Below are 24,019 nucleotides of genomic sequence, written 5' to 3' on the forward strand. Positions count from 1 at the left end.
TCATGGAAAATATCACTTCATCCAAACCACTCGAAATGCCGCGCCTGAACGAGCCGGCGCCCGCTTTCGAGGCGAATACCACCCACGGCGTCAAGAAGCTCGGCGATTACCGCGGCAAATGGCTGGTGCTGTTCTCCCACCCGGCCGATTTCACGCCGGTGTGCACCACGGAGTTCATGGCTTTCGCCAAGGCCTATCCGCAGTTCCGGAGTCTGAACTGCGAGTTGCTCGGGCTTTCGATCGACAGCAATTATTCACATATTGCCTGGATGCGCACGATCAAGGAGAAGTTCGGCGTGGAGATCCCGTTCCCGATCATCGAGGACCTGTCGATGCGGGTGGCCAATACTTACGGCATGATTCAGCCGGGCGCCTCCGACACCTCGGCGGTGCGCTCCACCTTCATCATCGACGACAAGGGCACCCTGCGCGCCATGGTCTACTATCCCATGACCAACGGCCGCTCCATCCCCGAGTTCCTGCGCCTGGTGCAGGCGCTGCAGACCTCGGACAAGCAGGGCGTGGCCACGCCGGAAGGCTGGCAGCCGGGCGACAAGGTGATCGTGCCGCCGCCGAAGACGGCCCAGGACGCCGAGGCGCGGCTCCAGGAGGGATACGAGTGCGTCGACTGGTTCTTCTGCAAGAAGGCCGCATCATAGCCGCAGAGCGCAGGGGCATCGGGAATAAGTGACTTGGATGGACTGCTTGACACCGCGCGCCGACAGGAGGGAGCGAAAATGAAGCGGTGCCATAGGCCGGCAATTCGTTGCTGACCCCTCGGATCGGCGAGAGCTTTGTCGGCAAGGGATTGCCGACCTACGACCTTCCCGATCCAGACTGCCAAAACTGTGGTGAAAATTGGTCTAGGCGATGCTGATTATGGCCGGGATCGGTGCCATCACTTTCTTCATGCCCGGCCGCTGATAAAGGATTTCGAAAATGAGCAGCAAGGCAGAAAAGGGTGGCGGCGTCTTCCGAGGCATCAAGCTGCTGCTGTGCGAAAACCCCTTGCCTCCGATCGAGGAGGCTATCGAGGCGGCTCGCGCCGAGCTGCCCTTGAGCAATTACTATACCGAGCCGTACTCGGAACCGTTGCGCCGGCTCATCAGCGAACGGACCGGCGTGCCCGAGCGGCTCATCCATATCAATGCCGGTTCGGAACTTATTCTGCGCCAGCTGTTCCAGCGCTTGGGGCATCAGGTACACCTGCTGACTCCCACCTATGTCCTGTTTCCGGAGATTGCGCAGTCCTACACCGAAACGCGGCTGCGGCCGGAAGCGGATTTCCGCTTCGACCTCAGCGAGTTGGAGATCCCCGTTGGCACCAGTCTCGCCGTCATCGTCAATCCCAACAACCCCAACGGCGGCAGCTTCGGCATGGCGCCGCTGCCCGGCCTGCTCGAACGATATCGCGACACTTATTTCCTGGTGGACGAGGCCTTCATCGGCATGGCCGGCCATAGCGTGGCTCACCTGGTGCCGCGATACCCGAACCTGCTGGTCACCCGGACCCTGTCCAAGGCTCACAGCCTGGCGGGTTTTCGGGTGGGCTACGCCATATTGCCGGAAGCCCTGGCGGACGATCTGAATTCGAGTAACGATGCTTACCCACTGGCGAGAGCCAGCCAGGCGGCCGCCATCGCCACGCTGGAAAACGAGGACAAGATCCGGGAGCGCGCCGCCAACCTGCGCCGCTGGGCCCGGGATTTGGCGGGTGAACTCGATGCGCTGGGGGTGAGAACCTTCCCTTCGGAAACCTATTTCTTTCTGGCCGATTTCACCCCCGAGGACGCGGGCGAGATCGCCGAAAACCTGAGGCAAAAGGACATCCTCATCAAGCCACTGAACGACCCGCAGCTCGGCCCCGCCTACATGCGGGTGACCACCGCGACGCCCGAGGACAACATGCGCTTCGTCGCCGCGCTGCGGGAGCTGCTATGACGGGCGATCCCAGGGCTGAGCCATTCATCCGACATCACCAACGCTATGAGGACTGGTTCGACCGTCACCGGGCGGCCTACCTCTCCGAGCTGCTCGCCGTGCGCGCGTTGCTGCCTTGGCAGGGGCGGGGGCTGGAGATCGGGGTGGGTACCGGACGCTTCGCCGCACCTCTGGGCGTCGCCTACGGGATCGACCCGGCGGCGGAGATGCTGCGCTACGCCCGCGCCCGCGGCGTGCGCGCCGCACAGGCGATCGCCGAGGCGCTGCCCTTTGCGGACGCGTTGTTCGACTATGCGCTGATCGTGACCACGATCTGCTTCGTGGACGACGCTGCGGCCATGCTGCGCGAGGCCGCTCGCGTCCTTAGGCCGGGCGGTGTGCTCGTCATCGGTTTCATCGACCGGAACAGTCCCCTGGGACAGGACTATCTCGCCCACCAGGCGGAGAACGTCTTCTACCGGGAGGCTAGCTTCTATTCCGCCGATGAGGTCAATGCCCTGCTCATGGATACGGGCTTTCACGACCCGGTCTGGGTGCAAACCTTATCCACACCGCTTGAGCGGGTCCGGGACATCGAGCCGGTCAGCGCCGGTGCCGGCCAGGGCGCCTTTATCACCGTACGGGTCCGCCACTGAGCATCGCTGGGAGAAGAAGATGGCGGCACAGCAAACGCTCGCTTGACCAACGGTCCTGCAATGAATCAAAGCACTCATGCAAGCCTGATATTGGTGCGCCACGGGCTGAGCACCTGGAATTTCGAAAACCGCTTCACCGGATGGACCGACATCGGTCTCATCGAAAAAGGAATCGAGGAGGCCCGCCGCGCCGGTCGGATACTGTGCCAGCAAGGCTATTCCGTGAATATCGCTTATACCTCCATGCTCAAGCGTGCCATCCATACCGCCTGGCTTATTTTGACCGAGATGGATCGGATGTGGGTGCCGCTGGAGTGTAGCTGGCGGCTCAACGAGCGGCATTATGGCGCATTGCAAGGGTTGAACAAGAAAGAGACGGCTGAGCGACACGGTGAGGAGCAGGTTCATGTGTGGCGGCGCAGCTATTCGGTACGGCCGCCTGCGCTGAGCCACGATGATCCGCGTCATCCGCGTTTTGACCCGCGCTACGCCCACCTCGACCCCCGCGTCCTCCCGGCGAGCGAATCGCTGTTCGATACCCTTGTGCGATGCCTGCCCGCCTGGCAGGACCGCATTGCTCTCGACCTGCGAATGGGACGCCATGTCTTGGTGGCCGCGCACGGCAATAGTCTGCGCGCGCTGGTCAAAATGCTGGACGGCATTTCGGACGAAGAGATTCCTCTGGTGGAAATCCCCACCGGCGTACCCGTGGTCTACATGTTTGACCAGGACCTCAACGTCGCCTCGAAGATAATGCTCGATTAGCTCGTGATATAAGAGCCTATCCCAGTAGACCCGTTGCCCGCCAAGTAATGATGCCGCAGGCCAAGTGCAGCATGGCAAGATAGGTGTCGGTTCGTTTTTCCCAGCGGATCAAAATCCGGCGGAATCGGTTGAGCCAGCTGTGGGTCCGTTCGACCACCCAGCGCCGCGCCTTGAAACCGGCTTCCTTCTTGATCGCTTCGGCCTCCTCACCGCGCGCTCGAATGTGAGCGGTAAACTGAAAGGCCTTGGCCAAGTCCCTCACCTCGTCATAGTCATAGCCTTTGTCCAGGCACAAGCCTTGCGGCTGCTCCGGCGTGGGTACAGGGCGCGGGACGCCGATGGCCGCCAAGGTGGACCGCGCCAGCTTCAGGTCGTGCCGATTGGCGCCGGCAATCACCACACTCAGCGGCAGGCCCGCGCCATCGGTTAACAGGCTTCGCTTCGCACCTTGTTTGCCCCGGTCGGTCGGATTCGGTCCCGTTTTTTTGAACCCGCCAACGGCGCTTTCGTCATGGCCCCATCCATGGCCAACCACGACCAGTCCAAGCCCTTCAACGCATCATAAGTCAGCAGTCCTTCGCGCCAGAACGCCTGGAACACCCCGGCTTCGGTCCACTCGACAAAGCGGCGATGGGCCGAACTGCTGGAGCAAATCCCGGTGGCGTTCAGCGCATTCCACTGACACCCGGTCCGGAGCACAAACAAGATCGCATTCATCGCCTGTCGGTCCGGCACCCGCGGGTTATGGCACCCGAGCGGATGCGGTTTACGCGGCGGCAAGAGCGGTTCCATCCGTTCCCACAGCTCATCCGGAATGCGCCAGCCATCATCTTTCGTCACCAGTCCCATAAGAGCCCCTCTTGACTCGAAATTTCGGCATTAGAGGTCGCTCATCACGCTTTTGTTCCTACTGGGATAGGCTCTAAGTACGACCACGTCGCGTCAATCGCGTAGGCCGTACAATTCGCTCGTACGGCAAAACAGGCTTGGCGGAAGTCGCTGGCGCCTTCGGCTCGGGTGAACCGATTCAAGCATTCGTCGGCAATCCCTTGCCGACAAAGCCGTTGGCCGGGCCGCGTGGCGTCGGGAAAGGATTCCCGACCTACGGGGGCACGGTTGTAGGTCGGCAATCCCTTGCCGACGAAGACGCTTGGCCGGGGCATGGCGTCGGGAAGGGCGGCTTCGGCGCTCCAATCGCAAACGGTCATCCCAGGAGCGCTGGGATGACCCTTCCAATCGCAAACGGCCTGGCCGGGAGCGCCGGCCAGCCCCTTCCCGAAGACGCCGTTTGCGATTGGAAGGTCGCGACTAAAGCGACGTTTGCGATTGGAAGGGGCCGATTAAAGGCCCGTTTGCGATTGGAAGGGTCGCGGCTAAAGCGACCGTTTGCGATTGGGAAAGGATTCCCGACCTACTCGCTGGTTCTTCTGCAAGAAGGCCGCGTCATAACCGCCAAAGGCGACCCATAGCCATGGAGCGCCGGGGCAATCGAGAGCGAGTGGCTTGGGTGGGCCGCTCCAGCGCTCGGGACAGTGGCGGACTTATTTGGCTCCGAAGACCACTCTGTCCACACCAGTATTGCCGGTGCCGGGGTCGTAGGCGTAAATCACCGCTTCATAGTCCCCCTTGTCCCGCGCCGGCACCTGTGCCGCAAAATGATTGACTTCGCCGGTGAATGCCAGAGGATATTCGCCCACCGCGTTGCCGTCCCGTTTCAGCAAGGCCTTTACTTCGTATTTGTCGGCATCCCATAGGCCGCCTTTGCTGATGGGGCAGCCGCACATCATCGTCACCTCCGCTTCCAGCTTGGCCTGACCTTTCTCCGGCGCGGAGATTCCGCCGCGCACGATGAAACCGGGTAAATGGATGACGATGCCGTCGCCGATGATGTGCTTGCCGGGTACGACCCAACTGGTCACGCTCGCCTCTTGCAGAGATTGGCGCTGTCCGTACGGACCGAATATCTTGAAGCGCAGCAGTCGTGGCTCGGCGAGGTCGAGCCGGGCCAAATAACCCGCCGTGTTGTCGTCGGCGAGCGGCTGACCGCGCTGGTGAGGGGTTTCCATGAGGCGTTTGGTGTCGCCGGTGCCGCCGGTAATCCACCCCTGATTCAGAATCTCCCCGGTCTCGGCGTCCTCGACCACCGCCCGTACCCCACCGACACCGCTGCCGACGAACTTGGAATCGACGCCTTTCACCCGCAGCATGATCCGGGTTTCTTCGGCCAAGACGGCGTTACATAGCGACAAAAGCAAGAAAATCGGCGCGACGAGCGTTTTCAGCGTCCGCCGGTCTATCGGCATGCGTCCCGATGGCCGCAGTATTCGCTTGTCTTTCCGGAAAACCATGCTTTTCCTCCTTGATGATTAGACTCGAGTTTGCGACGGCTTCCCGCCGAAAGCAAGAAACGGGGTTAACGCGATGCCGCTTAAGGTGAGGCGCGCTGGCGGACACGAAGTTTTGCGGGCTTGTCCTCTGGCTCCCGGTTTGGCACTATCCGCTCAGGAAGCATAACGGAAGGCGAACGGGAACATGACGGATAATCAGCCTTCGATCTTGACCGTCCAAGGGATTTCGGTGTCTTACGGCGACGAAACGATCATCCGCGATCTTTCGTTCTCGGTGGCCGAGGGCGCCGTCTTCGTGATCCTGGGACCGAACGGCGCGGGAAAGACGACGCTGCTCAGGGCGCTCCTCGGCCTGATCCCTTATCAGGGGACGGTCACCTGGCAGACCCGAAACATCAGTTATCTGCCGCCTCAGGAGTTTCTGCAACGCCAGGAGCTTCCGCCGCTCAGTATCGAGGAGTTCTTTCGTTTCAAGACCCGCGATGTCGACGCCGTGAAACGGATGTTCGCCGAGGTCGGGCTGGACGAATCCCTGCTGCAACGGCCGTTCGGTGCTTTGTCGACGGGTCAGTTCCAGCGCATGCTGATCGCCTGGGCGCTGGTGAACGATCCCGACGTGCTGTTGCTGGACGAACCCACCGCGGGCATCGACGTGGGGGGCGAGGAGACGATCTATACCTTGCTCAACCGCTACCGGCAAAGAAAACCCCTGACCATCCTGCTGGTGACGCACGACCTCCATGTGGTGTGGGAATATGCGTCGGTCGTGCTTTGCCTCAACCGGCAGCAGCTTTGCATGGGCGCCCCCCAGGAAGTGCTCACGCCGCAGCAGCTCCAGGCGCTCTACGGTACCGGCGTGAAATATTACGAGCATCACCATCGGTGATTTTATGAGCGGAAAAATCCTGCTTGCCCTGATCCTTGGTGGCGCCACCGGCGCGGTCGCCGGCTACCTCGGTTCGCTGATGCTGAGCAAGCGCATGGCGCTGGTGGGCGGCGCCCTGGGGCATTTGACCTTGCCCGGGATCGCGTTGGCGCTGCTGTACGATTTCGATGTTTCCATCGGTGCGGTCTTGTTCTTGGGTTTCGGGATGCTTCTTATCTGGTATCTGGAAAGAGTGACCAGGCTGCATCTCGAGGCGCTCACCGCCGTCGTGTTTTCCACGGCTCTTGCGACGGCTTTTCTGTTTCTGCCGGAGGAAGAAACCGATATCGCACTGCTCGGCGATGTGTCGCGGATAACGGTGACGACCGCTGTGATTACGGTAGCGATAGCTCTGGGCATTTTTTTCATGGTCCGGCACATCTACTCGAACCTGGTCCTGATCGGCATTTCGTCCGATCTGGCCGGTGCCCAAGGCCTCGATCTCCGCTGGCACAACGCGGTCTATCTGATCTGCATCGCATTGACCGTTGCGCTCGGCGTGCGGATCGTGGGTGGACTGATGACCGCCGCTTTACTCGCCATACCGGCCTGCACGGCAAGGAACGTCAGCCGGAATCTGGGGCAATACGCCGCCATCAGCGGCGCTGCCGGCGGTCTTTCCGCGCTCGCCGGAATTCTCGCCCACGCAACGATCAGCGTGCCACCCGGCCCTTCAATCATTCTGGCAAGTGGTTTTTTGTTTCTGGGCTCTGTGTATCTGAAAGTCCGCCGGGAGCGCGCCGATCGAATCTAGTGCAGTTGCGGCTAATGGTAGCCCGGATGAAGTGCGACGCAATCCGGGACGACAGGAGTCGCGTGCTTCTCGTATTTCGCCCGGCGGCCTATGGGCTACCATTGCCTTCACAACAAAGCGACAGCCAGCTTGATGGCATACCCGACCGCGGTGGCCGTTCCGACACCGCCGGCCCACAGCAGAAAGAACCAGGCGAGTTTCTTCCAGAGCGGTCTTTCGTCCACCGGTTCCATCAGTGATAACCCTCGCCGGCGTGCACCTTGCCGCGAAAAATCCAATAGGCGTAAGCCGTATAGCCGAGAATGACCGGTAGGAGGATGGCTGCGCCGACCAGCATGAACGCGAGGCTGTTGTCGGGGTTCGCGGCTTCGCGGTAGGTGATGCTCGGCGGAACCAGGTAAGGGAAAAGGCTTCCGGCGAGCCCCAGGAAGGCCGCGGCGAACAAGCCGAGCGCCAGCAGGAACGGGGTCACGGCTCGCTTGGCCCGCACCGCGCGGTAAAACGCGACCGCAAGCAGAGTCGTGGCGATCGGGATGATCCACAGGAATAGAAGCGCTCCAGGTCCGAACCATCGATCCCTGATGGCTTCGTTGACGAACATCGTGCCGAAACTGATGAGAACGATGGCGAGAATCGTCGCCAGGCCAAGCGGCTCCTGAAGCTGCCGCATCCGCTCCTGGAGATCGCCGTCCAGCTTGATGACCAGCCAGGATGCGCCGAGCAGGGCATAGCCCGTGACCAGTGCGACGCCGCAGAACACGCTGAAAGGACTGAGCCAGTCGAACCAGCCGCCGGCGTAAATGCGGTCCTCGATCCGGATGCCCTGAACGAGAGCGCCGACCATCACGCCCTGAAAGAAGGCCGCCGCCGTGGAGCCGCCGATGAAAGCCCAATCCCAATATTTCTTGGCGCGCACTGTCCGGAACCGGAATTCGAATGCGACGCCTCTCAGAATCAGGGCGAGCAGCATCGCGATCACCGGCGCGTATAACGCGGTCAGCACCAGCGAATAGGCGAGGGGAAAGGCGGCGAACAGGCCCCCGCCGCCCAGGATGAGCCAGGTCTCGTTGCCGTCCCAGACCGGCGCCACGCTGTTCATCATCCGGTCGCGCTCTTCCTCGTCGCGTCCCAGGGGGAAAAGAATCCCGACGCCGAGATCGAAGCCGTCCAGAATGGCGTAGGCGAGCAAGGCCACGCCGATCAATACGAACCAGATAGTCGGTAGATCGAACATGATCGGTTCCTCCTAATGCGGGCCTTTTTCGAGCGCTGGTCCAGGCATGACGCCGGTCGTCCTCAGAGGGCCTTTTTCCGTCGGTTTCTCGAGCCCGATATCCGGCGAGCGCTTCATGAGCCGTATCAGATAAAACGAGCCGGCACCGAAAATGATCGTGTATACCACGATGAAACCCAGCAGCGACCCGGCGACTCCCGGCGTGCCGATGGGCGATACGGCGTCCCCCGTTCGGAGGAGTCCGTATACCGCAAAGGGTTGGCGACCCACCTCGGTCACGAACCAGCCGGCCAGGATCGCCACGAACCCCAGCGGCCCCATGGCGACCCCCCAGCGGTGGAACCAGGCCTCATCGAACAAGCGTTTTCGGAAGAATTGCACGGCGCCGACCAGTCCGAACAGGATCATCAGCACGCCGATTCCGACCATGATCCGGAACGCCCAAAAGACGATAGGTACATTGGGCCAGTGATCTCTCGGAAAGGCATCGAGCCCGGTGACTTTCGCATCGAGGTCATGTTCGAGGATCAGGCTGGCGAGTTTCGGGATTTCGAGAGTGTATTTCGTCCGGGCTTCGTCGACATCCGGGATGCCGAACAGAATCAGCGGCGCGCCCTCCCGGCTCTCGAAGTGTCCCTCCATCGCCGCAACTTTTGCCGGCTGGTATTCCTTGGTGTTGAGGCCGTGGAGATCGCCCACGATCAGTTGAGTCGGCGCGACCACCGCCGCCATCAGGATCGCCATGACGAACATGACGCGGGCCGGCGCATTGGTCTTGTCTCTGAGGAGATGCCAGGCGCCGGTCGCGCCGACCACGAGCGCGGTCGTGAGATAGGCCGCGAGCACCATGTGCGTGAAGCGATAGGGAAAGGACGGATTGAAGATCACGCCGATCCAACTGTCGGGCACATAGCGGCCCGCCTCGAGGTGATACGCCGCCGGCGTTTGCATCCAACTGTTTGCGGACAAGATCCAGAACGCCGAAAGCAGCGTGCCGAAGGCGACCAGGAGCGTCGCTGCGAAATGCAGTCTCGGGCCCACGCGGTCGAGTCCGAACAGCATGACGCCGAGAAAGCCGGCCTCCAGGAAGAACGCCGTCAATACTTCGTAGGCCAGCAAGGGGCCGAGGACCGGGCCGGTCTTTTCCGAGAACGGTCCCCAGTTGGTTCCGAACTGATAGCTCATTACGATGCCCGACACGACGCCCATGGCGAAGGCCACGGCGAAGACGATCAGCCAGTATTTGTAGAGCTGCAGGAAGACATCCCGTTTGGTTGCCAGCCAAAGCCCCTCGAGCACGGCGAGATAGCTCGCCAAGCCAATCGTGAACGCCGGAAAGAAGATGTGAAAACTCACCGTGAACGCGAACTGAGTTCGCGCGAGGACAAGCGCATCCATTGTTACTCTCCTATCGGTGACGAGGCCGGGCCTTCCCTGTTTTGAAATTGGACCGGCGAGAATCGGTGTCGTTTATGCGACGAACGTCATTTCAGCCTGCGAACGCTGATTCGAGGCTTGGGATCAATCGACATAGGCGGACAAAGCGGCGAACAGGGCGAATCCTCCGGCGAAGGACGGGGTCGAAATCCATCGGGCGACGCCCGGCTCATCGGCCTGGGGCAGCATGTCTTCCACAGTCGCCAGTAACAGCACGCCAACCAGAAACGCGAGTGCCGCATGCTCGACCTGGGTGCTCGCGTCGCGTAGCAGCAGATAGCCGATCGCCGCGCCGAAAATCGGCGGAAGAATGAACGAGCCCGAGATGCCGAGCCGCCGTTTTCGCGGCACCTGACGGTTTCGAAAGTTGCCGATCGCTGCAAACCCGCCGGGAATATTCGCAATCACCTGGCTTAATCCGAGCAGTAATCCGAGGCCGCCGGAAACGGCCGAACCCGCGCCAACCATCAGGCCGTCCGTGAGAAGGTCGACCGCCACGGCCAGATAAACCATCCAAGCGCCGGACCGTCCTGACCGGGAGCCCGTCCAATACCGAAACGCGCGAGCAAGTGCTGCCGAAAACACGGATCCTCCGAGAAACGTCGAAATCAATAGCCACATCGGGATCACGGGCAGAATTCGGGGCATGAGATCAATGCTGACTACCGCGATCGCCACACCGGCCGCGCCGTGCAACGCGGCGCCGATGATCCATGGCGGCGCGCGAAGGCTCTCCGCCAAAAGGCTGCCGACGATGTTTCCGGCGGCGGGTAAGACCGCCACTGCAAGTACCGATAAGAGATCATTCATCTTCAGACGGGTGAATCGGCCACGCAGAGGCGGAATCTAGGTCGAGCCGCCCCGGCAGGCTTCACTCGCCGGTCGCGGCGGGCTTCACCTGGATATTGTTCTTGACCTCCACGACACCTTCGACGGTCTTGGCGAGCGTGGCTGCTTTTTCCTTTTCCGCCTCGCTATTGGCCAATCCGCTGAGATAGACGACGCCCTTGATCGTGTCGACATGAATATCGAGAGCACCGACCACCGGGTCTCGTACATAGGCCGCCTTGATCTTGGTGGTGATGACGGTATCGTCGATGACCGTACCGGTACTGGCCAGAAAGGGACGGTCTAAAGGGTCGGCAGTGGCAATGTTCCAGATACCTGGGGTAAGAGCCGCAGCGACAGCGGTCAGGAGCGTAAGCGATTTGATGGGGTGAGTCATTGCGCCCTCCTTTGCGCGTGGTAAAGCCGGCTTTTTCCGAATCGGAATCGATGAAGCCTCGATCAGTCGAGGAAGCACGGTTGCACTTTTTGTTTTGACCGAGAAGGGAGCGGAAAGGTCGCGAGGCGGTTTCCGGTTCAGCGCGTGTCTTCGATCTCCGAACGTGCGGCGATGGAAGGATCGCCCCGGATCGCGTCCTTTATGGATGAATGAAAGATCTGAATCCGGGTGTTCGTCCGGTGCCGTTTCACGAGGCGAAAGATCTTCGGCATCTGCCGGCGATCGACCCGTACGCAGCCATGGGAGCGCTTTTTGCCGAGATGTGCCATGGCCCCGTCCGAGGCATCGTGCATGAAGATGCCGTCCACGATTTGAATCGCATGGGTCAGGTATACCGGCCGGTTCAAGAGTCTGGTCGCGAAATAGGATGGGCGGCGCACCGCCAAGGCACGCGGGGAATAGGTGCCGTCCGGAGTTTTGGTGGCTTTGCCCGGAAGTCCGGTCGAAACTAGTACCGATTCGAGCCCCTCCACGGCCTCGCCGCCAACATGCACCGACAGGCGTTGGTGGGTCTGATCGATTTGGATGATGACGGGGCTTTTGGGCTTTGCCGCGTGCTTTGATCCAATCTTGGGCTTCGACGCCTGGCTCTGTTTGTACGGGTCGAGTTCCGGCGGTCGATCGGCGATCAATCGTGGATGCCGTTTCGGTGCGAAGAGCGCGGCTATCTCCCGGTCCGCCTCCGGGCTCGGGCGATCGGCGATGCGATACGGTATCGGCCGATCGTGTAGATTCCCGCCGTGACGGCTCAACGGAGCTTTGGGCGTCTGGAGCGGAAAATCCGTCGGCTCGGGATAAAGCAGCAATGCTGTAAGGTACGGCAAGACGAATGCGATGGTTAACCTGGTCTTGTCCATGACGGGTTTTCGATATCGTCGGCTGATAATGTTTTGACCGCAATAATCGCCTTGATATCTGTCAATTTTCGAGCCAAGTGTAGGAGCCTATTTCAGTAGGCCGTTCGCCCCGGCCTGTCGAAGGGCCTGTCCCGAGCCTGTCGAAGGATTTGGGGACCAACTCAGATAGGCTCCAAGTTCTCTCGAACCTGAGGGCAGAAGGATCGTTTTTTCTGAGTGCCCCCTTCTTTTGAGGATCGCGCCGCTTTCCGGCTTTTGGCGCCCTCGCGCAATTTTCGCTCATCCCATCGGTCCTATTAATCAGGCCCATAAATACCCTCCTGGTATTTCGGGCCGCCGCCCAGGCCGGTACACGCCCGGCCTGGGCTCACGCGGCTTGTCGCCGCGCCGGGGTATCCCTGCCCCGGATTAACCCGGCCTATATTTATAGGCCGGGTTAATAACTCGAAAGCATGATCGTCCGCGTGCCGGTCTCGATGATCGGGCGTCGCGGGCGTGGCCGACAGAGGACCTGGGAAAGGAGGCGACTCATGGCGTACACGGCGAGCGATTTTCTGCTGGATCGGCTTTCGGCTTGGGGCATCCGGCGCATTTATGGGTATCCAGGCGATGGCATCAACGGCATTCTAGGCGCGCTGGGGCGGGCCGGGGACCGGTTTCAATTCATCCAGGCGCGCCACGAGGAAATGACCGCCTTTATGGCCTGCGCCCACGCCAAGTTCACCGGGCAGGTGGGCGTGTGCCTCGCGACCTCGGGACCCGGCGCGATTCATCTTCTGAATGGGCTCTACGACGCCAAGCTGGACCACCAGCCGGTCCTGGCGATCATCGGGCAACAGGCGCGCGGTGCCCTGGGCGGCGATTATCAACAGGAAGTGGATCTGGTGACGCTGTTCAAGGATGTGGCCCACGAATACGTCCACATGGCATCGAGCCCGGACCAGGTTCGGCACTTGGTGGATCGGACGGTGCGCATCGCCGTGTGCGAGCGGACCGTCACCTGCATCGTTGTTCCCAACGACGTACAGGAACTGGACGCGGTCACCACGCCGCCCCGGAAACACGGCCATATTCTGTCCGGGGTCGGCTATGCCGCGCCGCGGGTGGTGCCCAAAGAGGAGGATCTGCAAAAGGCGGCGGACGTGCTGAACCAGGGCCAGCGTGTCGCGATGCTGGTGGGCGCGGGCGCCCTGCATGCGACCGACGAAGTCACCGAAACGGCGGAGATTCTCGGGGCCGGCGTCGCCAAGGCGCTCTTGGGCAAGGCGGCGCTGCCGGACGACCTGCCTTTCGTCACGGGTTCCATCGGACTCTTGGGTACCCGGCCCAGCTACGAGATGATGCTGAACTGCGATACCCTCCTGATGATCGGTTCGCGCTTTCCTTATACCGAGTTTCTGCCCAAGGAAGGCCAGGCCCGCGGCGTTCAGATCGATCTCGACGGGCGGATGCTGAGCATGCGCTATCCCATGGAAGTTAACCTGGTGGGCGACAGCGCGGAGACGCTCCGAGCCTTGATCCCGCTGCTGCAACGGAAGACCGATCGCAGCTGGCGAGATTTCATCGAGCGGGAAATCCGGGAGTGGTGGCAAGTGCTGGAATCCCGCGCCATGAACGCGGCCGATCCCATCAATCCGCAGCGGGTCTTCTGGGAACTGTCGCCGCGCCTTCCCGACAACTGCATCATTTCCGCCGACTCCGGCTCCGGCACCAACTGGTACGCCCGCGACGTGAAAATCCGCCGCGGCATGATGGCCTCGCTCTCGGGCGGGCTCGCCACCATGGGCTGCGGCGTGCCCTACGCCATCGCCGCCAAGTTCGCCTACCCCGACCGGGCCGTGATCGCTTTGGTGGGCGACGGGGCCATGCAGATGAACGGTAACGCCGAATTGGTGACGGTCGAAAAGTACTGGAAGGAATGGCGCGATCCGCGTTTCATCGTGCTGGTGCTCAATAACCGCGACCTCAACCAGGTGACCTGGGAGCAACGGGCCTTGGCGGGCGACCCCAAGTACGAAGCGTCGCAAGATGTGCCCGATTTCCCCTATGCCAGATACGCCGAATCGCTGGGCTTCATGGGGCTCAAGGTGGACAAGCCGGAGGACATCGCCCCGGCCTGGGAGCGGGCTTTCGCCGCCGACCGGCCGGTGCTCTTGGAAGCGTACACCGATCCCAACGTGCCGCCGCTGCCGCCGCACATCACCTTCGAGCAGGCCAAGGCTTATCTTTCGGCACTGTTCGGCGGAGACGTGGATGCCTGGGGCATCGTCAAATCCGCCGCGAAGGAAATGAAAGCGACGGTTTTGCCGGAGACGGATTGAGCCTGGCCACGGTGCGCCGGCGCCTCGCGGTCAGTATCTTGGAAATGGCGCTTCGACAGTTGCCGGTTCAGACATGAGGCAAGCACTATGGCGACTTCCATCGGCAAAAAACTCTGGGCCATCGCCGAAGGCTATATCCCGCCGACGAGCGTCGGCGAGGGCCGGGCGCTCGAGAGTCACGAAACCGTCTGCATGCTCAATGCAGGCGACACGGACGCCCACGTGGCCATCACCATCTTTTTCAGCGACCGCGAACCGGCCGGACCGTATCGGCTGACCGTGCCGGCTCGGCGCACGCTGCACCTGCGTTTCAACGATCTGGAAGATCCCGAGCCCATCCCCGTGGATACCGACTATGCCAGCATCATCGAATCGGATGTACCCATCGTCGTGCAGCACACCCGGCTGGACTCGCGCCAGGCCGAACTCGCGCTGCTGACCACCACGGCTTATTCGGAGGGATGAGAGTACTCATGCGGTTTCTGCTGTTGATCCCGTTTTTATTCTTGCTCACCGGCTGTCCCGTCCCGCCCGTTGCGACCGGATTTCCTTTGGCCGCGCCTTCGGCCGCCGGGGGTGCGCAGATTACGACCGTCACGCAGGTCACGTTGTCGCAACCCAATTTCCGCCTCTTAAAAGCGGATGTCATCGGCAGCAGCACCGGTTTCAGGCTGCTCGGCCTTCTGACCTTCAAGAGCCCGGATTATGCCGAAGCGATCACGCGCCTGTACGAAAAGGCCGGAGTCTCGAACGGCACGGCGCAGGTTTTCGTGAACCTGGTGTACGATCAGACGAGCCCCTATTTCATCCTGTTTTCGCTGCCGAAGATCACCGTGCGCGGGGATTTGGTGGAGTTCCGGGACGACCGGCGATGAGGCGGGAGCGCTTGGTTTGAATCCGGCGCTCGGGTTGACTGGGCCAGCCCCAAACAGCCAAGCCGGCTACGAGGGCTGCGCCGGCCGCGAGCCAGCCCCGGTGCATGTTCGCCCAGAGCAGCCAGCTCCACGGCCTGGCCCGGTTGTCGAACCGGCCGTGGGCACCATGATCGCCGGGCACCGGGTCGAACAGGTTGTCGGGGCGGTTCGACGGCAAGGGTTCCGGGCCGAGCTGGCCCTCGTAAGCCTTGTCGGCGAGATAGCGGTCCAGGAAGCCGGGGACGAGCTTGTTGCCGAGAATGGTTTTCACCGTCGGCCAGCCGATCCAGAATTCGCGGCGCGGGTGATAAGCGGCGTGAACGATGCCGCGCGCCGCCACTTCCGGCTGAAAGATCGGCGGAACCGGCTGGGGATTCCGGTTGATGTGTATGCGCGCCCAATCGAACTGCGGTGTGTTGAACGCGGCGATCTGCACCATCGTCAGCCGGATCTCGGAGCGGTCGTGGATCAGCTCGGAACGGAGCGCGTCGGTGAAGCCGCGGATGGCGAACTTGGCCCCGCAATAGGCCGATTGCAGCGGAATGGCGCGATAGGCGAGGGCGGAGCCCACCTGCACGATGGTTCCGCGGTTTCTTTGCCGCATCCGCTTGAGCGCCGCCATCGTGCCGTAGACGTAGCCGAGATAGGTGACCTCGGTCACCCGCTTGAACTCCGCGGGCGTCATAGCGCTCACCGGCGAGAATACCGTTGCCATGGCGCAGTTGATCCAGATGTCGATCGGCCCCAATTCCCGCTCGACCCGACCGGCGGCCTGCTCGACCTGATCGGGATCGGACACGTCGGCAGGAATGACGAGCGCCGTGCCTCCGGCCTGCCGGATATCCCGCGTAGCACCTTCCAATCCGTCCGCGCCGCGCGACAGCACGGCGACCCGTGCGCCGCGTCGGGCGAACTCCACCGCAGTGGCGCGCCCCACGCCGGCCGAGGCTCCGGTGATCACGACGACGTCCGATGTGCTCATGGCTGCTCCTGCTGGATTATTGCGCCGGCGATAAGCCTACGCTTACGGATATTGACCGGCGCTTGCGACGGGTGTTCGGACGATCAGGCCAAAGATAGAAGGATTGGGTTGGCTGAGCCCAGAGCTTTCTCGGAAATGTATGTGGTCGCAGTGGGCTTTGGAGCATTTTCATACCTACTGTACGGGCACTGGCGAGTAGGTCGGGAATCCTTTCCCAATCGCAAACGGTCGCTTTAGCCGCGACCCTTCCAATCGCAAACGGGCCTTTAATCGGCCCCTTCCAATCGCAAACGTCGCTTTAGTCGCGACCTTCCAATCGCAAACGGCGTCTTCGGGAAGGGGCTGGCCGGCGCTCCCGGCCAGGCCGTTTGCGATTGGAGCGCCGAAGCCCCCCTTCCCGACGCCATGCCCCGGCCAAGCGTCTTCGTCGGCAAGGGATTGCCGACCTACGACCGTGCCCCCGTAGGTCGGGAATCCTTTCCCGACGCCACGGCCCGGCCGAGCGTCTTCGCCGGCAAGGGATTGCCGACGAATGCTTGAATCGGTTCACCCGAGCCGAAGGCGCCAGCGACTTCCGCCAAGCCTGTTTTGCCGTACGAGCGAGATGAATACGCTCTAGACATCGTGGTCTATGTTTCGGAAAGTCAAGTAAGCCACCCGATAGTGGCGGTTCATCCTTTGCCTTGCTGCCATGAAAGATGCCCTTCTCAGGGCGGCAAATCCCTCCGAGATCAGACTGGCAGCGCCTTGAAGCAGGCCGTAGCACGAAAATGTTAGTCCTCTTCATAAGCCCAATCTTGGGCTGGGCACGAACCGGAAGTCCGGCCAGGAGATCTAAGCCAGTAAGGAATTTGGCCTGTGAGTCGCCGCTATGGATATTCATTCGATCTTTCCGGCCAGGCGAGGGATGTCTGGTTCGTGGGGTACCGGGTATTGCAGGATGCACCGGTTGCGCGGGTGGTTATGGATTCTTCCGCTCTTGGGTGGTTGCGCAGCGAGTCCGATAGCCGAGTCCTGGCGGCAGGCGGCTACAAATCAGCCGTCCTTTGCAGAGATCAGCGCCGATCCGGAGTCGTTCAGAGGACAGACGGTAATCTTGGGCGGTAAGGTGGCTGCTGCCCGCGTTCTGCCGTCAGTGACAGAAATCGAGGTTTGGCAAAAGCCTCTGGATTCCAGTGACCGTCCCAAGGAAAAGTTCAACGCCTCTCAAAGCCGATTTCTGGTCCGGTGCCTTGGCTCTCTGAACTCAGCGGACTACTTTCCGGGCCGTCTGATTACCGTGGCCGGGGAGATCCAGGAGCAGGCGGTCCAAGACGCGGAAATTCGGCCCTTGGGTCGATTCCACTACATTTATCCGGCGGTCCGCTACCCGGTGATCGATTGCGGCCAAGTCCATGTGTGGCCCCAACGTTGGGAGCTCCCTGATGTCTACGTCCCGCCCTATCGGTTTGGGCCTCGCGAGTGGCGAGGGACTGGCTACGCTTACCCCTATTACTATCAGCCATATCAGCCGTTTCGGTAATCGACCGTTTCAGGAGCAAACGATCCGGAGTTTGGTAAAACGGGTTCTCCATGCGAGCCCTGCACGCTTTGCTCTGCCGGAAAGTTCTACTCTGAACACCATTTCCAATTCTCGGCGATCGACGAATGAAAGCGCTTTTGGTGTGGATGCTGGCCGTATCCTTTCGGCTTCAGGCCGAAGTAGGCCCGGTCAACTATGTAAAGGTTCACAAAAATTGGTGGAGTGGGAAGAGCAACTGGCCGATACTCCTGAAGATCCGCTCATCATCAAGCTCTAAACGAATGCTCTTGGCATGGAGCAAAAGCCAAACTACGGTCCGACGCCTTCTCGTCGGGTAAGAAAGGTCGACATGAATCCTTTGAGGGCGCCGGCGATTGCCGCCAGTTGGGGCACGGCTATTGTTTTGGTAACGCCTTTATGCGGCCTCTGGTTCTCATGCGGCTGTGATTGGCCTTGGGTCAACTTTTTCTTTGTTTGTAACGCCATAGTCAACACGCCAATCCCCCATTGTCCTTGGTGTGTGGATTCACTAACCGCGGCCACAAGCATCGGTTTTAGTATCGCCGCAAGTTCGTTGGCTGCTTGGAAGTTTCGTCCCACGGTCTCGAACGCTTTGGTGAGAATTCTTTACCGATCCGGAGTCGGCACCGCTGTCTTTGCCGGCGCGCTTCTTATCGCGGGTTGGTTGACGGCTCTCGCCACTGGCTATCCTTCGTTTCTGGGCATGAGGTTGAATTAAACACGGCTGGCAACGCCCGGGTCGCCCCATTTTGCCTAGACAACCGGGACATGCGGCGTTTAGTTCGGAAGGAGACTAGCCCTGATGCGCGGCGATATCTCGCCTCGGGGCGAGATATCGCCGCCTCTGTCCCGCGGCTTGCTGCGATAAATTCGCTTCCGTACCGCAAGCTCAAGGTAAACGTTTGATCCATAAAAGTTCGAATGAACCGGTCGGGGCTGGTACGAAAGTTGATAAAAAGAGAATCCAGTCCCAGAGGTTAACCCACCACGAGAAGGCCATGACGAAAAGACGTTTGGACTATGCCAAAGCGGCGCCGGACGCCATGGAGGCGATGTGCGCGCTACAAAAGTACGCGGACGAATGCGGTCTCGAGCGATCCCTGCTGGAGCTCGTCAAGATCCGAGCCTCCCAGATCAACGGCTGTGCCTACTGCATAGACCTTCACACCAGGGAGGCGAGGGCTCTGGGCGACACCGAGCAGCGGCTCTACGCGCTCAGCGTCTGGCGCGAGGCGCCGTTCTATACCGATCGGGAACGGGCCGGACTCGCCTGGTGCGAAGCGATCACCCAAATCAGCGAAGGACACGCCCCGGACGAGGTCTTCGAACAGGCACGCGCGCAATTCACGGACGAAGAGCTGGTCAAGCTCACGCTGGCGACCATCGCCATCAACGGGTGGAACCGGCTCGCCATCGGCTTTCGGAAGGTACCGGACACCTACCGGCCAGCGTGTGGAAAGTTCCGGTAAAACCCTGGCGTGCTGGCGATGCGCTCCGGGGAATAGTGCAAGGTAAACGGTAGCAAGAACGTGATCAACAAAAGGTACTGGATAGTTCAGGCAAGCTGGCTCGGTCTCCTCCTGAGCCTGCTCGCCGGCTGCGGCCAACCGACGGCAGAGCCGGCAGGACCGCTGCCCCCAGCGGTTGCGGTAAGCCGGCCGATTCAACGGGAAGTCGTGGAATGGGAAGAGTACACCGGACGGCTGGACGCCGTGGAGACCGTAGAGGTGCGGGCTCGCGTGGGGGGATATCTGGAAAAGGTCAATTTTAAGGACGGATCCCTGGTCAAGAAGGGCGACCTGCTGTTCGTCATCGATCCCCGACCTTATAAGGCCGCGCTCGGACGGGCGCAGGGAGAGCTGGCGCGCGCCCAGGCCCGGCGCGACCTGGCGAAAAACGATCTGGCGCGGGCGCAGCGGCTGTTCGAGAAGCGCGTGATCTCCGAGGAGGAGCTCGACACCCGCGACAAGAACCTGCGCGAGTCCATCGCCGCCGTCCAATCGGCGCAGTCCGCCGTCGACGAGGCCAAGCTCAACCTGGAATTCACGGAAGTGCGAGCCCCGATCAGCGGACGCATCAGCCGGGAACTCGTCACCGAGGGCAATCTGGTGAACGACGGAACCGGGACGGCGACCCTCTTGACCACCATCGTTTCGTTGGACCCCATTTACGTCTATTTCGAGGTCGATGAGCAGGCGTATCTGCGCCAGGGCGCCAGGAGGCGAACCGGCGAGCGGGGCACCTTGCAGGAGGCGGTGAACCCCGTGTTCGTGGGGCTGGCCGATGAAGAGGGCTTCCCGCACGAAGGGCGCCTGGATTTTCTGGACAATCGATTCGATCCCGCTGTCGGCACCATCCGCGCCCGCGCCGTGGTCGACAACCCGGATGGGATGTTGACGCCGGGGCTGTTCGCGCGCGTGAAACTTCCGAGCAGCGGCAAGTTCCCGGCCGTGCTGTTGGACGACAAGGCGGTCCTCACCGACCAGGATCGAAAGTACGTCTATGTGCTCGATGCCGACAACCGGGCGCAGCGTCGCGACGTCAAGCTCGGGCGGATGTTCGATGGCCTCCGCATCGTCACCGAGGGCTTGGGCACCGACGACGCGGTGGTCGTACACGGAGTCCAAAAGATCTTCTTCCCGGGCATGCCGGTCAGCCCGCAGTTCATCAAGATGGGCGATCCCCCGCCGCATCCGGCTGATCCCAAGCTGAACGCCGGTAATGAGCAGACCTCGGCAAACCGGACCCGGGAGCCCAGCGCATGAGGGACTTTTCCGCCTTCTTCATCGACCGCCCAATTTTCGCGGCAGTCTTGTCGATCCTCCTGTTCGTCGTCGGAGTGATCGCGATCCCGTTGCTTCCGGTGGCCGAATACCCCGATGTGGTGCCGCCTTCGGTGCAGGTGCGCGCGGTTTATCCCGGCGCCAACCCCAAGGTCATCGCCGAGACCGTCGCCACCCCTCTCGAGGAAGCCATGAACGGGGTGGAACACATGATGTACATGAAGTCGGTGGCGGGCTCCGACGGCGTGATGTACCTGACCGTCACCTTCAGGCCGGGTACCGACGTCGACCTCGCTCAGGTACAGGTCCAGAACCGCGTCAACCAGGCCCTGCCGCGGCTCCCGGAGGATGTGCGCCGGCTCGGCGTCACCACCGAGAAGCAGTCGCCCAATCTGACCATGGTGGTGCATCTGCTCTCGCCGAACCAGAAGTACGACACCCTGTACCTGCGCAACTATGCCACCCTGCACGTCAAGGACGAACTCGCGCGCCTGCCGGGCGTGGGCCAGGCGATGGTGTTCGGCGGCGGCGACTATTCGATGCGCATCTGGCTCGATCCGGACAAGGTCGCCGCGCGCGGCATGGCGGCGGGCGACGTGGTCCGGGCCATCCGCGAACAAAACGTCCAGGTCTCGGCGGGAACGATAGGCGGCCCTCCGCAGCCGCGCGTCAGTGATTTCACGCTGTCGATCAACGCGCAGGGGCGGCTGGTCACCGAGGAGCAGTTCGGCGACATCGTGGTCAAGACCGGCGCCGGCGGCGAGATCACCCGCCTGCGCGACGTGGCGCGGATCGAGCTCGGCGCCTCCGAATACGCGCTGCGCTCGCTGCTCAACAATCGGCAGGCGGTGGCGGTCGCGATTTTCCAGGCCCCCGGCTCGAACGCGATCGAGCTCTCCGACAGCGTGCGCGCCAAGATGCGCGAACTGGAACGCTTCTTCCCCGAGGGGGTGAAGTGGGACGTGGTCTACGACCCGACGGTGTTCGTTCGCGATTCGATCGAGGCGGTCGTGAAGACGCTGTTCGAGGCCGTGCTCCTGGTGGTCGCGGTGGTCATCCTGTTCCTGCAGACCTGGCGAGCCTCGATCATCCCGCTGCTCGCGGTACCCGTCTCCATCGTCAGCACCTTCGCGGTGTTGCTGTTGCTGGGCTTTTCCATCAACACGCTCACGCTGTTCGCCTTGGTGCTCGCCATCGGCATCGTGGTGGACGACGCCATCGTCGTGGTCGAGAACGTGGAGCGCAACATCGCCAACGGACTGGCGCCGCGAGCGGCGGCCCATCAGGCCATGCGCGAAGTCAGCGGCCCCATCATCGCCATCGCGCTGGTCCTGACGGCGGTCTTCGTGCCCATGGCCTTCCTGTCCGGCGTGACCGGCCAGTTCTACCGCCAGTTTGCCGTGGCCATCGCCATCTCCACCGTGATCTCGGCGGTGAATTCGCTGACATTGTCACCGGCGCTGGCGGCAACGCTGCTCAAGCGGCACGGCGCGACACCCGATCCGGTGACGCGCGTGCTAGACACGCTGTTCGGCTGGCTGTTTCGACCCTTCAACCGCGGCTTCCAGCGCAGCGCCGAGGCATACTCCGGCGCCGTGGTCAGGATCCTACGCCGAAGCGGCCGAATCCTGGTGCTCTACGGCGGTCTCATCGGCCTGACCTGGCTGAGCTTCCAGGCGGTGCCGGGGGGCTTCATCCCGACCCAGGACAAGCTGTATCTGATAGGCGGCGTCAAGCTGCCGGAAGGTGCCTCGCTCGATCGTACCGAAGCGGTGGTGCGCACCATGAGCGAGATGGCCCTGTCCACCGAAGGGGTCCGCGATGCCGTGGCGTTTCCGGGGCTCAATGCCCTGCAGTTCAGCAACACGCCAAATACCGGTACGATCTTCTTCGGCCTGCACGGGTTCGACGAGCGCCAGCGGCCGGCGCCCGAGATCGTCGGCGAGCTGATGGGCAAATTTTCCTCGATCCAGGAGGCCTTCGCGTTCGCGATCATGCCGCCGCCGATACTCGGCATCGGCACCGGGTCCGGCTTTTCGCTCTACGTCCAGGACCGTGCGGGCCTGGGCTACGGTGAATTGCAGCATGCGGTCCAGGGACTGGCGGGCGCTCTTTCGGAAGTACCGGGGATGGGGTTTCCCATCAGCTCTTATCAGGCCAACGTGCCGCAACTGACGGCCGACGTCGACCGCACCAAGGCGAAGCGACATGGCGTGCCCTTGAGCGAGGTGTTCGAAACGCTGCAGATTTACCTCGGTTCCACCTACGTGAACGACTTCAACCGCTTCGGCCGCACCTATCAGGTCTACGCTCAGGCCGACGCCCAGTTCCGCGACCAGCCCGAGGACGTCCTCACGCTGCGCGCCCGCAACCAAGCCGGAGAGATGGTGCCGATCGGCAGCATCGTGACGGTCCGTCAGACCTATGGGCCGGACCCCGTGATCCGTTACAATGGCTACCCCGCCGCGGACCTCATCGGCGAGGCCGATCCCAGGATCATGTCCTCGAACGAAGCCATTGCCGCCATTGCCTCCCTGGCACCTCGGGTGCTGCCCGCCGGAACGAGTTACGACTGGACCGACCTGAGCTATCAGCAGATCCACGAAGGCAATGCCAATAAAGTCGTGTTTCCGCTGTGCGTGTTATTGGTATTTTTGGTACTCGCCGCGCTCTACGAGAGCTGGACGCTGCCGTTGGCGGTCATCCTGATCGTGCCCATGTGTCTGCTCTCGGCGCTGTTCGGCGTGTGGCTGACGGGAGGCGACAACAATATCTTCGTCCAGATCGGGCTGGTGGTGCTGATGGGGCTCGCCTGCAAGAACGCCATCCTCATCGTCGAGTTCGCGCGCGAGCTCGAGGGCGAAGGCCGCGGCATCGTCGCCGCGGCGATCGAGGCGAGCCGGCTGCGGCTGCGGCCGATCGTGATGACCTCGGTGGCCTTCATCGCCGGCGTCGTCCCGCTGGTGTTCTCTCACGGCGCCGGGGCCGAGGTGCGCCGCATCATGGGTGTCACCGTGTTCTCCGGCATGCTCGGGGTGACCTTGTTCGGCCTGTTCATGACACCGGTCTTCTACGTGGTCATCCGCGCCCGGGTGGCACGGAGGCGCGGGCGGGCACCGGTCCCCGCCGTGGTGGACGAACTGGGGAGGGTGTCCGATGACTAGCGCGAAGCCCGTCGCTGTGGGTTCGGCCCTGGGCCTCGCGCTGTTAAGAGGGTGTCTTCGCCATCCCGACCGAGCCCGAAGCCGAGAGCGAGGAATGGCCAATCGATAGGCTGTTTGCGATTGTAAGGCCT

Annotated in this window: 21 protein-coding genes and 1 pseudogene; 13 read left to right on the forward strand and 9 right to left on the reverse strand. The window is 61.9% G+C overall.

Features of this window, described 5'->3' with window-relative positions; genetic code table 11:
• Positions 1-2: 2 nt before the first annotated feature.
• The 4 genes from ACR2TX_RS16670 to gpmA all read left to right on the forward strand — a co-directional run bounded on the left by ACR2TX_RS16670 (position 3) and on the right by gpmA (position 3,341).
• Complete coding sequence (locus ACR2TX_RS16670; protein WP_077730165.1) at positions 3-659, forward strand: peroxiredoxin; 657 nt, start codon at positions 3-5, stop codon at positions 657-659.
• 280 nt (positions 660-939) lie between these two features.
• The gene (locus tag ACR2TX_RS16675; protein WP_434130212.1) at positions 940-1,941 is read left to right on the forward strand and encodes a pyridoxal phosphate-dependent aminotransferase; all 1,002 of its coding nucleotides are present in this window, start codon (positions 940-942) and stop codon (positions 1,939-1,941) included.
• Complete coding sequence (locus ACR2TX_RS16680) at positions 1,938-2,576, forward strand: class I SAM-dependent methyltransferase (RefSeq protein ID WP_434130214.1); 639 nt, start codon at positions 1,938-1,940, stop codon at positions 2,574-2,576. The genes ACR2TX_RS16675 and ACR2TX_RS16680 overlap by 4 nt, the downstream gene beginning before the upstream one ends.
• A gap of 60 nt (positions 2,577-2,636) precedes the next feature.
• Entirely contained in the window at positions 2,637-3,341 is a 705-nt protein-coding gene (gpmA, locus tag ACR2TX_RS16685) for a 2,3-diphosphoglycerate-dependent phosphoglycerate mutase (protein ID WP_086135614.1), read from the forward strand.
• 16 nt (positions 3,342-3,357) lie between these two features.
• On the opposite strand, the pseudogene ACR2TX_RS16690 reads toward gpmA, so the two are convergent.
• Positions 3,358-4,190, reverse strand: a pseudogene (locus ACR2TX_RS16690) (IS5 family transposase).
• A 692-nt stretch (positions 4,191-4,882) separates the two neighbouring features.
• A complete protein-coding gene (locus ACR2TX_RS16695) occupies positions 4,883-5,689 on the reverse strand; it encodes a hypothetical protein (protein ID WP_434130216.1) in 807 nt (268 codons plus the stop codon).
• A 184-nt stretch (positions 5,690-5,873) separates the two neighbouring features.
• Between ACR2TX_RS16695 and ACR2TX_RS16700 the strand changes: the two genes are divergently transcribed.
• Together ACR2TX_RS16700 and ACR2TX_RS16705 are read left to right on the forward strand one after the other, a co-directional pair.
• Positions 5,874-6,575: a metal ABC transporter ATP-binding protein gene (locus tag ACR2TX_RS16700; protein ID WP_077730170.1), complete on the forward strand. Its 702-nt coding sequence runs from the start codon at positions 5,874-5,876 to the stop codon at positions 6,573-6,575.
• Positions 6,576-6,579: 4 nt separating this feature from the next.
• The gene (locus tag ACR2TX_RS16705) at positions 6,580-7,368 is read left to right on the forward strand and encodes a metal ABC transporter permease (protein WP_077730171.1); all 789 of its coding nucleotides are present in this window, start codon (positions 6,580-6,582) and stop codon (positions 7,366-7,368) included.
• A gap of 107 nt (positions 7,369-7,475) precedes the next feature.
• On the opposite strand, the gene ACR2TX_RS16710 is transcribed toward ACR2TX_RS16705, so the two are convergent.
• The 6 genes from ACR2TX_RS16710 to ACR2TX_RS16735 all read right to left on the reverse strand — a co-directional run bounded on the left by ACR2TX_RS16710 (position 7,476) and on the right by ACR2TX_RS16735 (position 12,181).
• Complete coding sequence (locus ACR2TX_RS16710) at positions 7,476-7,601, reverse strand: DUF2474 domain-containing protein (protein WP_143735152.1); 126 nt, start codon at positions 7,599-7,601, stop codon at positions 7,476-7,478.
• Positions 7,601-8,605 carry a cytochrome d ubiquinol oxidase subunit II gene (gene cydB / locus ACR2TX_RS16715; protein ID WP_143735153.1) on the reverse strand — a complete coding sequence of 335 codons (1,005 nt, stop codon included), beginning with the start codon at positions 8,603-8,605 and terminating at the stop codon, positions 7,601-7,603. The genes ACR2TX_RS16710 and cydB overlap by 1 nt, the downstream gene beginning before the upstream one ends.
• Before the next feature lie 9 nt (positions 8,606-8,614).
• Positions 8,615-10,000: a cytochrome ubiquinol oxidase subunit I gene (locus ACR2TX_RS16720; RefSeq protein WP_434130219.1), complete on the reverse strand. Its 1,386-nt coding sequence runs from the start codon at positions 9,998-10,000 to the stop codon at positions 8,615-8,617.
• A gap of 123 nt (positions 10,001-10,123) precedes the next feature.
• On the reverse strand, positions 10,124-10,849 hold the full coding sequence (locus tag ACR2TX_RS16725; protein WP_434130221.1) for a ZIP family metal transporter: 726 nt from the start codon (positions 10,847-10,849) through the stop codon (positions 10,124-10,126).
• 61 nt (positions 10,850-10,910) lie between these two features.
• Positions 10,911-11,264 (reverse strand): BON domain-containing protein, encoded by a 354-nt coding sequence (locus tag ACR2TX_RS16730; protein WP_077730175.1) that lies wholly within the window; start codon positions 11,262-11,264, stop codon positions 10,911-10,913.
• 137 nt (positions 11,265-11,401) lie between these two features.
• Positions 11,402-12,181, reverse strand: coding sequence for a L,D-transpeptidase family protein (locus ACR2TX_RS16735; RefSeq protein ID WP_434130223.1), 780 nt, complete (start codon positions 12,179-12,181; stop codon positions 11,402-11,404).
• Between the two features lie 530 nt (positions 12,182-12,711).
• Here ACR2TX_RS16735 and ACR2TX_RS16740 point away from each other — a divergent pair.
• The 3 genes from ACR2TX_RS16740 to ACR2TX_RS16750 all read left to right on the forward strand — a co-directional run bounded on the left by ACR2TX_RS16740 (position 12,712) and on the right by ACR2TX_RS16750 (position 15,377).
• The gene (locus tag ACR2TX_RS16740; protein ID WP_434130225.1) at positions 12,712-14,502 is read left to right on the forward strand and encodes a thiamine pyrophosphate-requiring protein; all 1,791 of its coding nucleotides are present in this window, start codon (positions 12,712-12,714) and stop codon (positions 14,500-14,502) included.
• 87 nt (positions 14,503-14,589) lie between these two features.
• Positions 14,590-14,967, forward strand: coding sequence for a sensory rhodopsin transducer (locus tag ACR2TX_RS16745; RefSeq protein WP_077730178.1), 378 nt, complete (start codon positions 14,590-14,592; stop codon positions 14,965-14,967).
• Entirely contained in the window at positions 14,964-15,377 is a 414-nt protein-coding gene (locus ACR2TX_RS16750) for a DUF6567 family protein (RefSeq protein WP_139841171.1), read from the forward strand. The genes ACR2TX_RS16745 and ACR2TX_RS16750 overlap by 4 nt, the downstream gene beginning before the upstream one ends.
• Here the strand turns inward: ACR2TX_RS16750 and ACR2TX_RS16755 are convergent.
• A complete protein-coding gene (locus ACR2TX_RS16755) occupies positions 15,331-16,398 on the reverse strand; it encodes an SDR family oxidoreductase (protein ID WP_434130227.1) in 1,068 nt (355 codons plus the stop codon). The two genes, ACR2TX_RS16750 and ACR2TX_RS16755, sit on opposite strands and share 47 nt — an antisense overlap.
• A 907-nt stretch (positions 16,399-17,305) precedes the next feature.
• On the opposite strand from ACR2TX_RS16755, the gene ACR2TX_RS16760 reads away from it, so the two are divergent.
• From ACR2TX_RS16760 to ACR2TX_RS16775, 4 genes are all read left to right on the forward strand, one after another.
• Positions 17,306-17,920, forward strand: coding sequence for a Slp family lipoprotein (locus ACR2TX_RS16760; protein WP_168175401.1), 615 nt, complete (start codon positions 17,306-17,308; stop codon positions 17,918-17,920).
• A 1,019-nt stretch (positions 17,921-18,939) separates the two neighbouring features.
• Positions 18,940-19,410: a carboxymuconolactone decarboxylase family protein gene (locus ACR2TX_RS16765; protein WP_077730183.1), complete on the forward strand. Its 471-nt coding sequence runs from the start codon at positions 18,940-18,942 to the stop codon at positions 19,408-19,410.
• A 60-nt stretch (positions 19,411-19,470) separates the two neighbouring features.
• Complete coding sequence (locus tag ACR2TX_RS16770) at positions 19,471-20,706, forward strand: efflux RND transporter periplasmic adaptor subunit (RefSeq protein ID WP_434130229.1); 1,236 nt, start codon at positions 19,471-19,473, stop codon at positions 20,704-20,706.
• Positions 20,703-23,888 carry an efflux RND transporter permease subunit gene (locus ACR2TX_RS16775; protein WP_077730185.1) on the forward strand — a complete coding sequence of 1,062 codons (3,186 nt, stop codon included), beginning with the start codon at positions 20,703-20,705 and terminating at the stop codon, positions 23,886-23,888. The genes ACR2TX_RS16770 and ACR2TX_RS16775 overlap by 4 nt, the downstream gene beginning before the upstream one ends.
• Positions 23,889-24,019: the final 131 nt, after the last annotated feature.

Source organism: Methylocaldum sp. GT1BB, from assembly GCF_051027545.1.
Taxonomy (GTDB): domain Bacteria; phylum Pseudomonadota; class Gammaproteobacteria; order Methylococcales; family Methylococcaceae; genus Methylocaldum.

Coding starts and splice junctions, on each gene's coding strand:
- ACR2TX_RS16745 (WP_077730178.1), top strand. CDS start 14,590: ATGGCGACTTCCATCGGCAAAAAACTCTGGGCCATCGCCGAAGGCTAT.
- ACR2TX_RS16675 (WP_434130212.1), top strand. CDS start 940: ATGAGCAGCAAGGCAGAAAAGGGTGGCGGCGTCTTCCGAGGCATCAAG.
- ACR2TX_RS16700 (WP_077730170.1), top strand. CDS start 5,874: ATGACGGATAATCAGCCTTCGATCTTGACCGTCCAAGGGATTTCGGTG.
- ACR2TX_RS16710 (WP_143735152.1), bottom strand. CDS start 7,601: ATGGAACCGGTGGACGAAAGACCGCTCTGGAAGAAACTCGCCTGGTTC.
- ACR2TX_RS16680 (WP_434130214.1), top strand. CDS start 1,938: ATGACGGGCGATCCCAGGGCTGAGCCATTCATCCGACATCACCAACGC.
- ACR2TX_RS16735 (WP_434130223.1), bottom strand. CDS start 12,181: ATGGACAAGACCAGGTTAACCATCGCATTCGTCTTGCCGTACCTTACA.
- ACR2TX_RS16750 (WP_139841171.1), top strand. CDS start 14,964: ATGAGAGTACTCATGCGGTTTCTGCTGTTGATCCCGTTTTTATTCTTG.
- ACR2TX_RS16670 (WP_077730165.1), top strand. CDS start 3: ATGGAAAATATCACTTCATCCAAACCACTCGAAATGCCGCGCCTGAAC.
- ACR2TX_RS16695 (WP_434130216.1), bottom strand. CDS start 5,689: ATGGTTTTCCGGAAAGACAAGCGAATACTGCGGCCATCGGGACGCATG.
- ACR2TX_RS16705 (WP_077730171.1), top strand. CDS start 6,580: ATGAGCGGAAAAATCCTGCTTGCCCTGATCCTTGGTGGCGCCACCGGC.
- ACR2TX_RS16720 (WP_434130219.1), bottom strand. CDS start 10,000: ATGGATGCGCTTGTCCTCGCGCGAACTCAGTTCGCGTTCACGGTGAGT.
- ACR2TX_RS16765 (WP_077730183.1), top strand. CDS start 18,940: ATGACGAAAAGACGTTTGGACTATGCCAAAGCGGCGCCGGACGCCATG.
- gpmA (WP_086135614.1), top strand. CDS start 2,637: ATGAATCAAAGCACTCATGCAAGCCTGATATTGGTGCGCCACGGGCTG.
- ACR2TX_RS16740 (WP_434130225.1), top strand. CDS start 12,712: ATGGCGTACACGGCGAGCGATTTTCTGCTGGATCGGCTTTCGGCTTGG.
- ACR2TX_RS16730 (WP_077730175.1), bottom strand. CDS start 11,264: ATGACTCACCCCATCAAATCGCTTACGCTCCTGACCGCTGTCGCTGCG.
- ACR2TX_RS16755 (WP_434130227.1), bottom strand. CDS start 16,398: ATGAGCACATCGGACGTCGTCGTGATCACCGGAGCCTCGGCCGGCGTG.
- ACR2TX_RS16760 (WP_168175401.1), top strand. CDS start 17,306: ATGTCTGGTTCGTGGGGTACCGGGTATTGCAGGATGCACCGGTTGCGC.
- ACR2TX_RS16775 (WP_077730185.1), top strand. CDS start 20,703: ATGAGGGACTTTTCCGCCTTCTTCATCGACCGCCCAATTTTCGCGGCA.
- ACR2TX_RS16725 (WP_434130221.1), bottom strand. CDS start 10,849: ATGAATGATCTCTTATCGGTACTTGCAGTGGCGGTCTTACCCGCCGCC.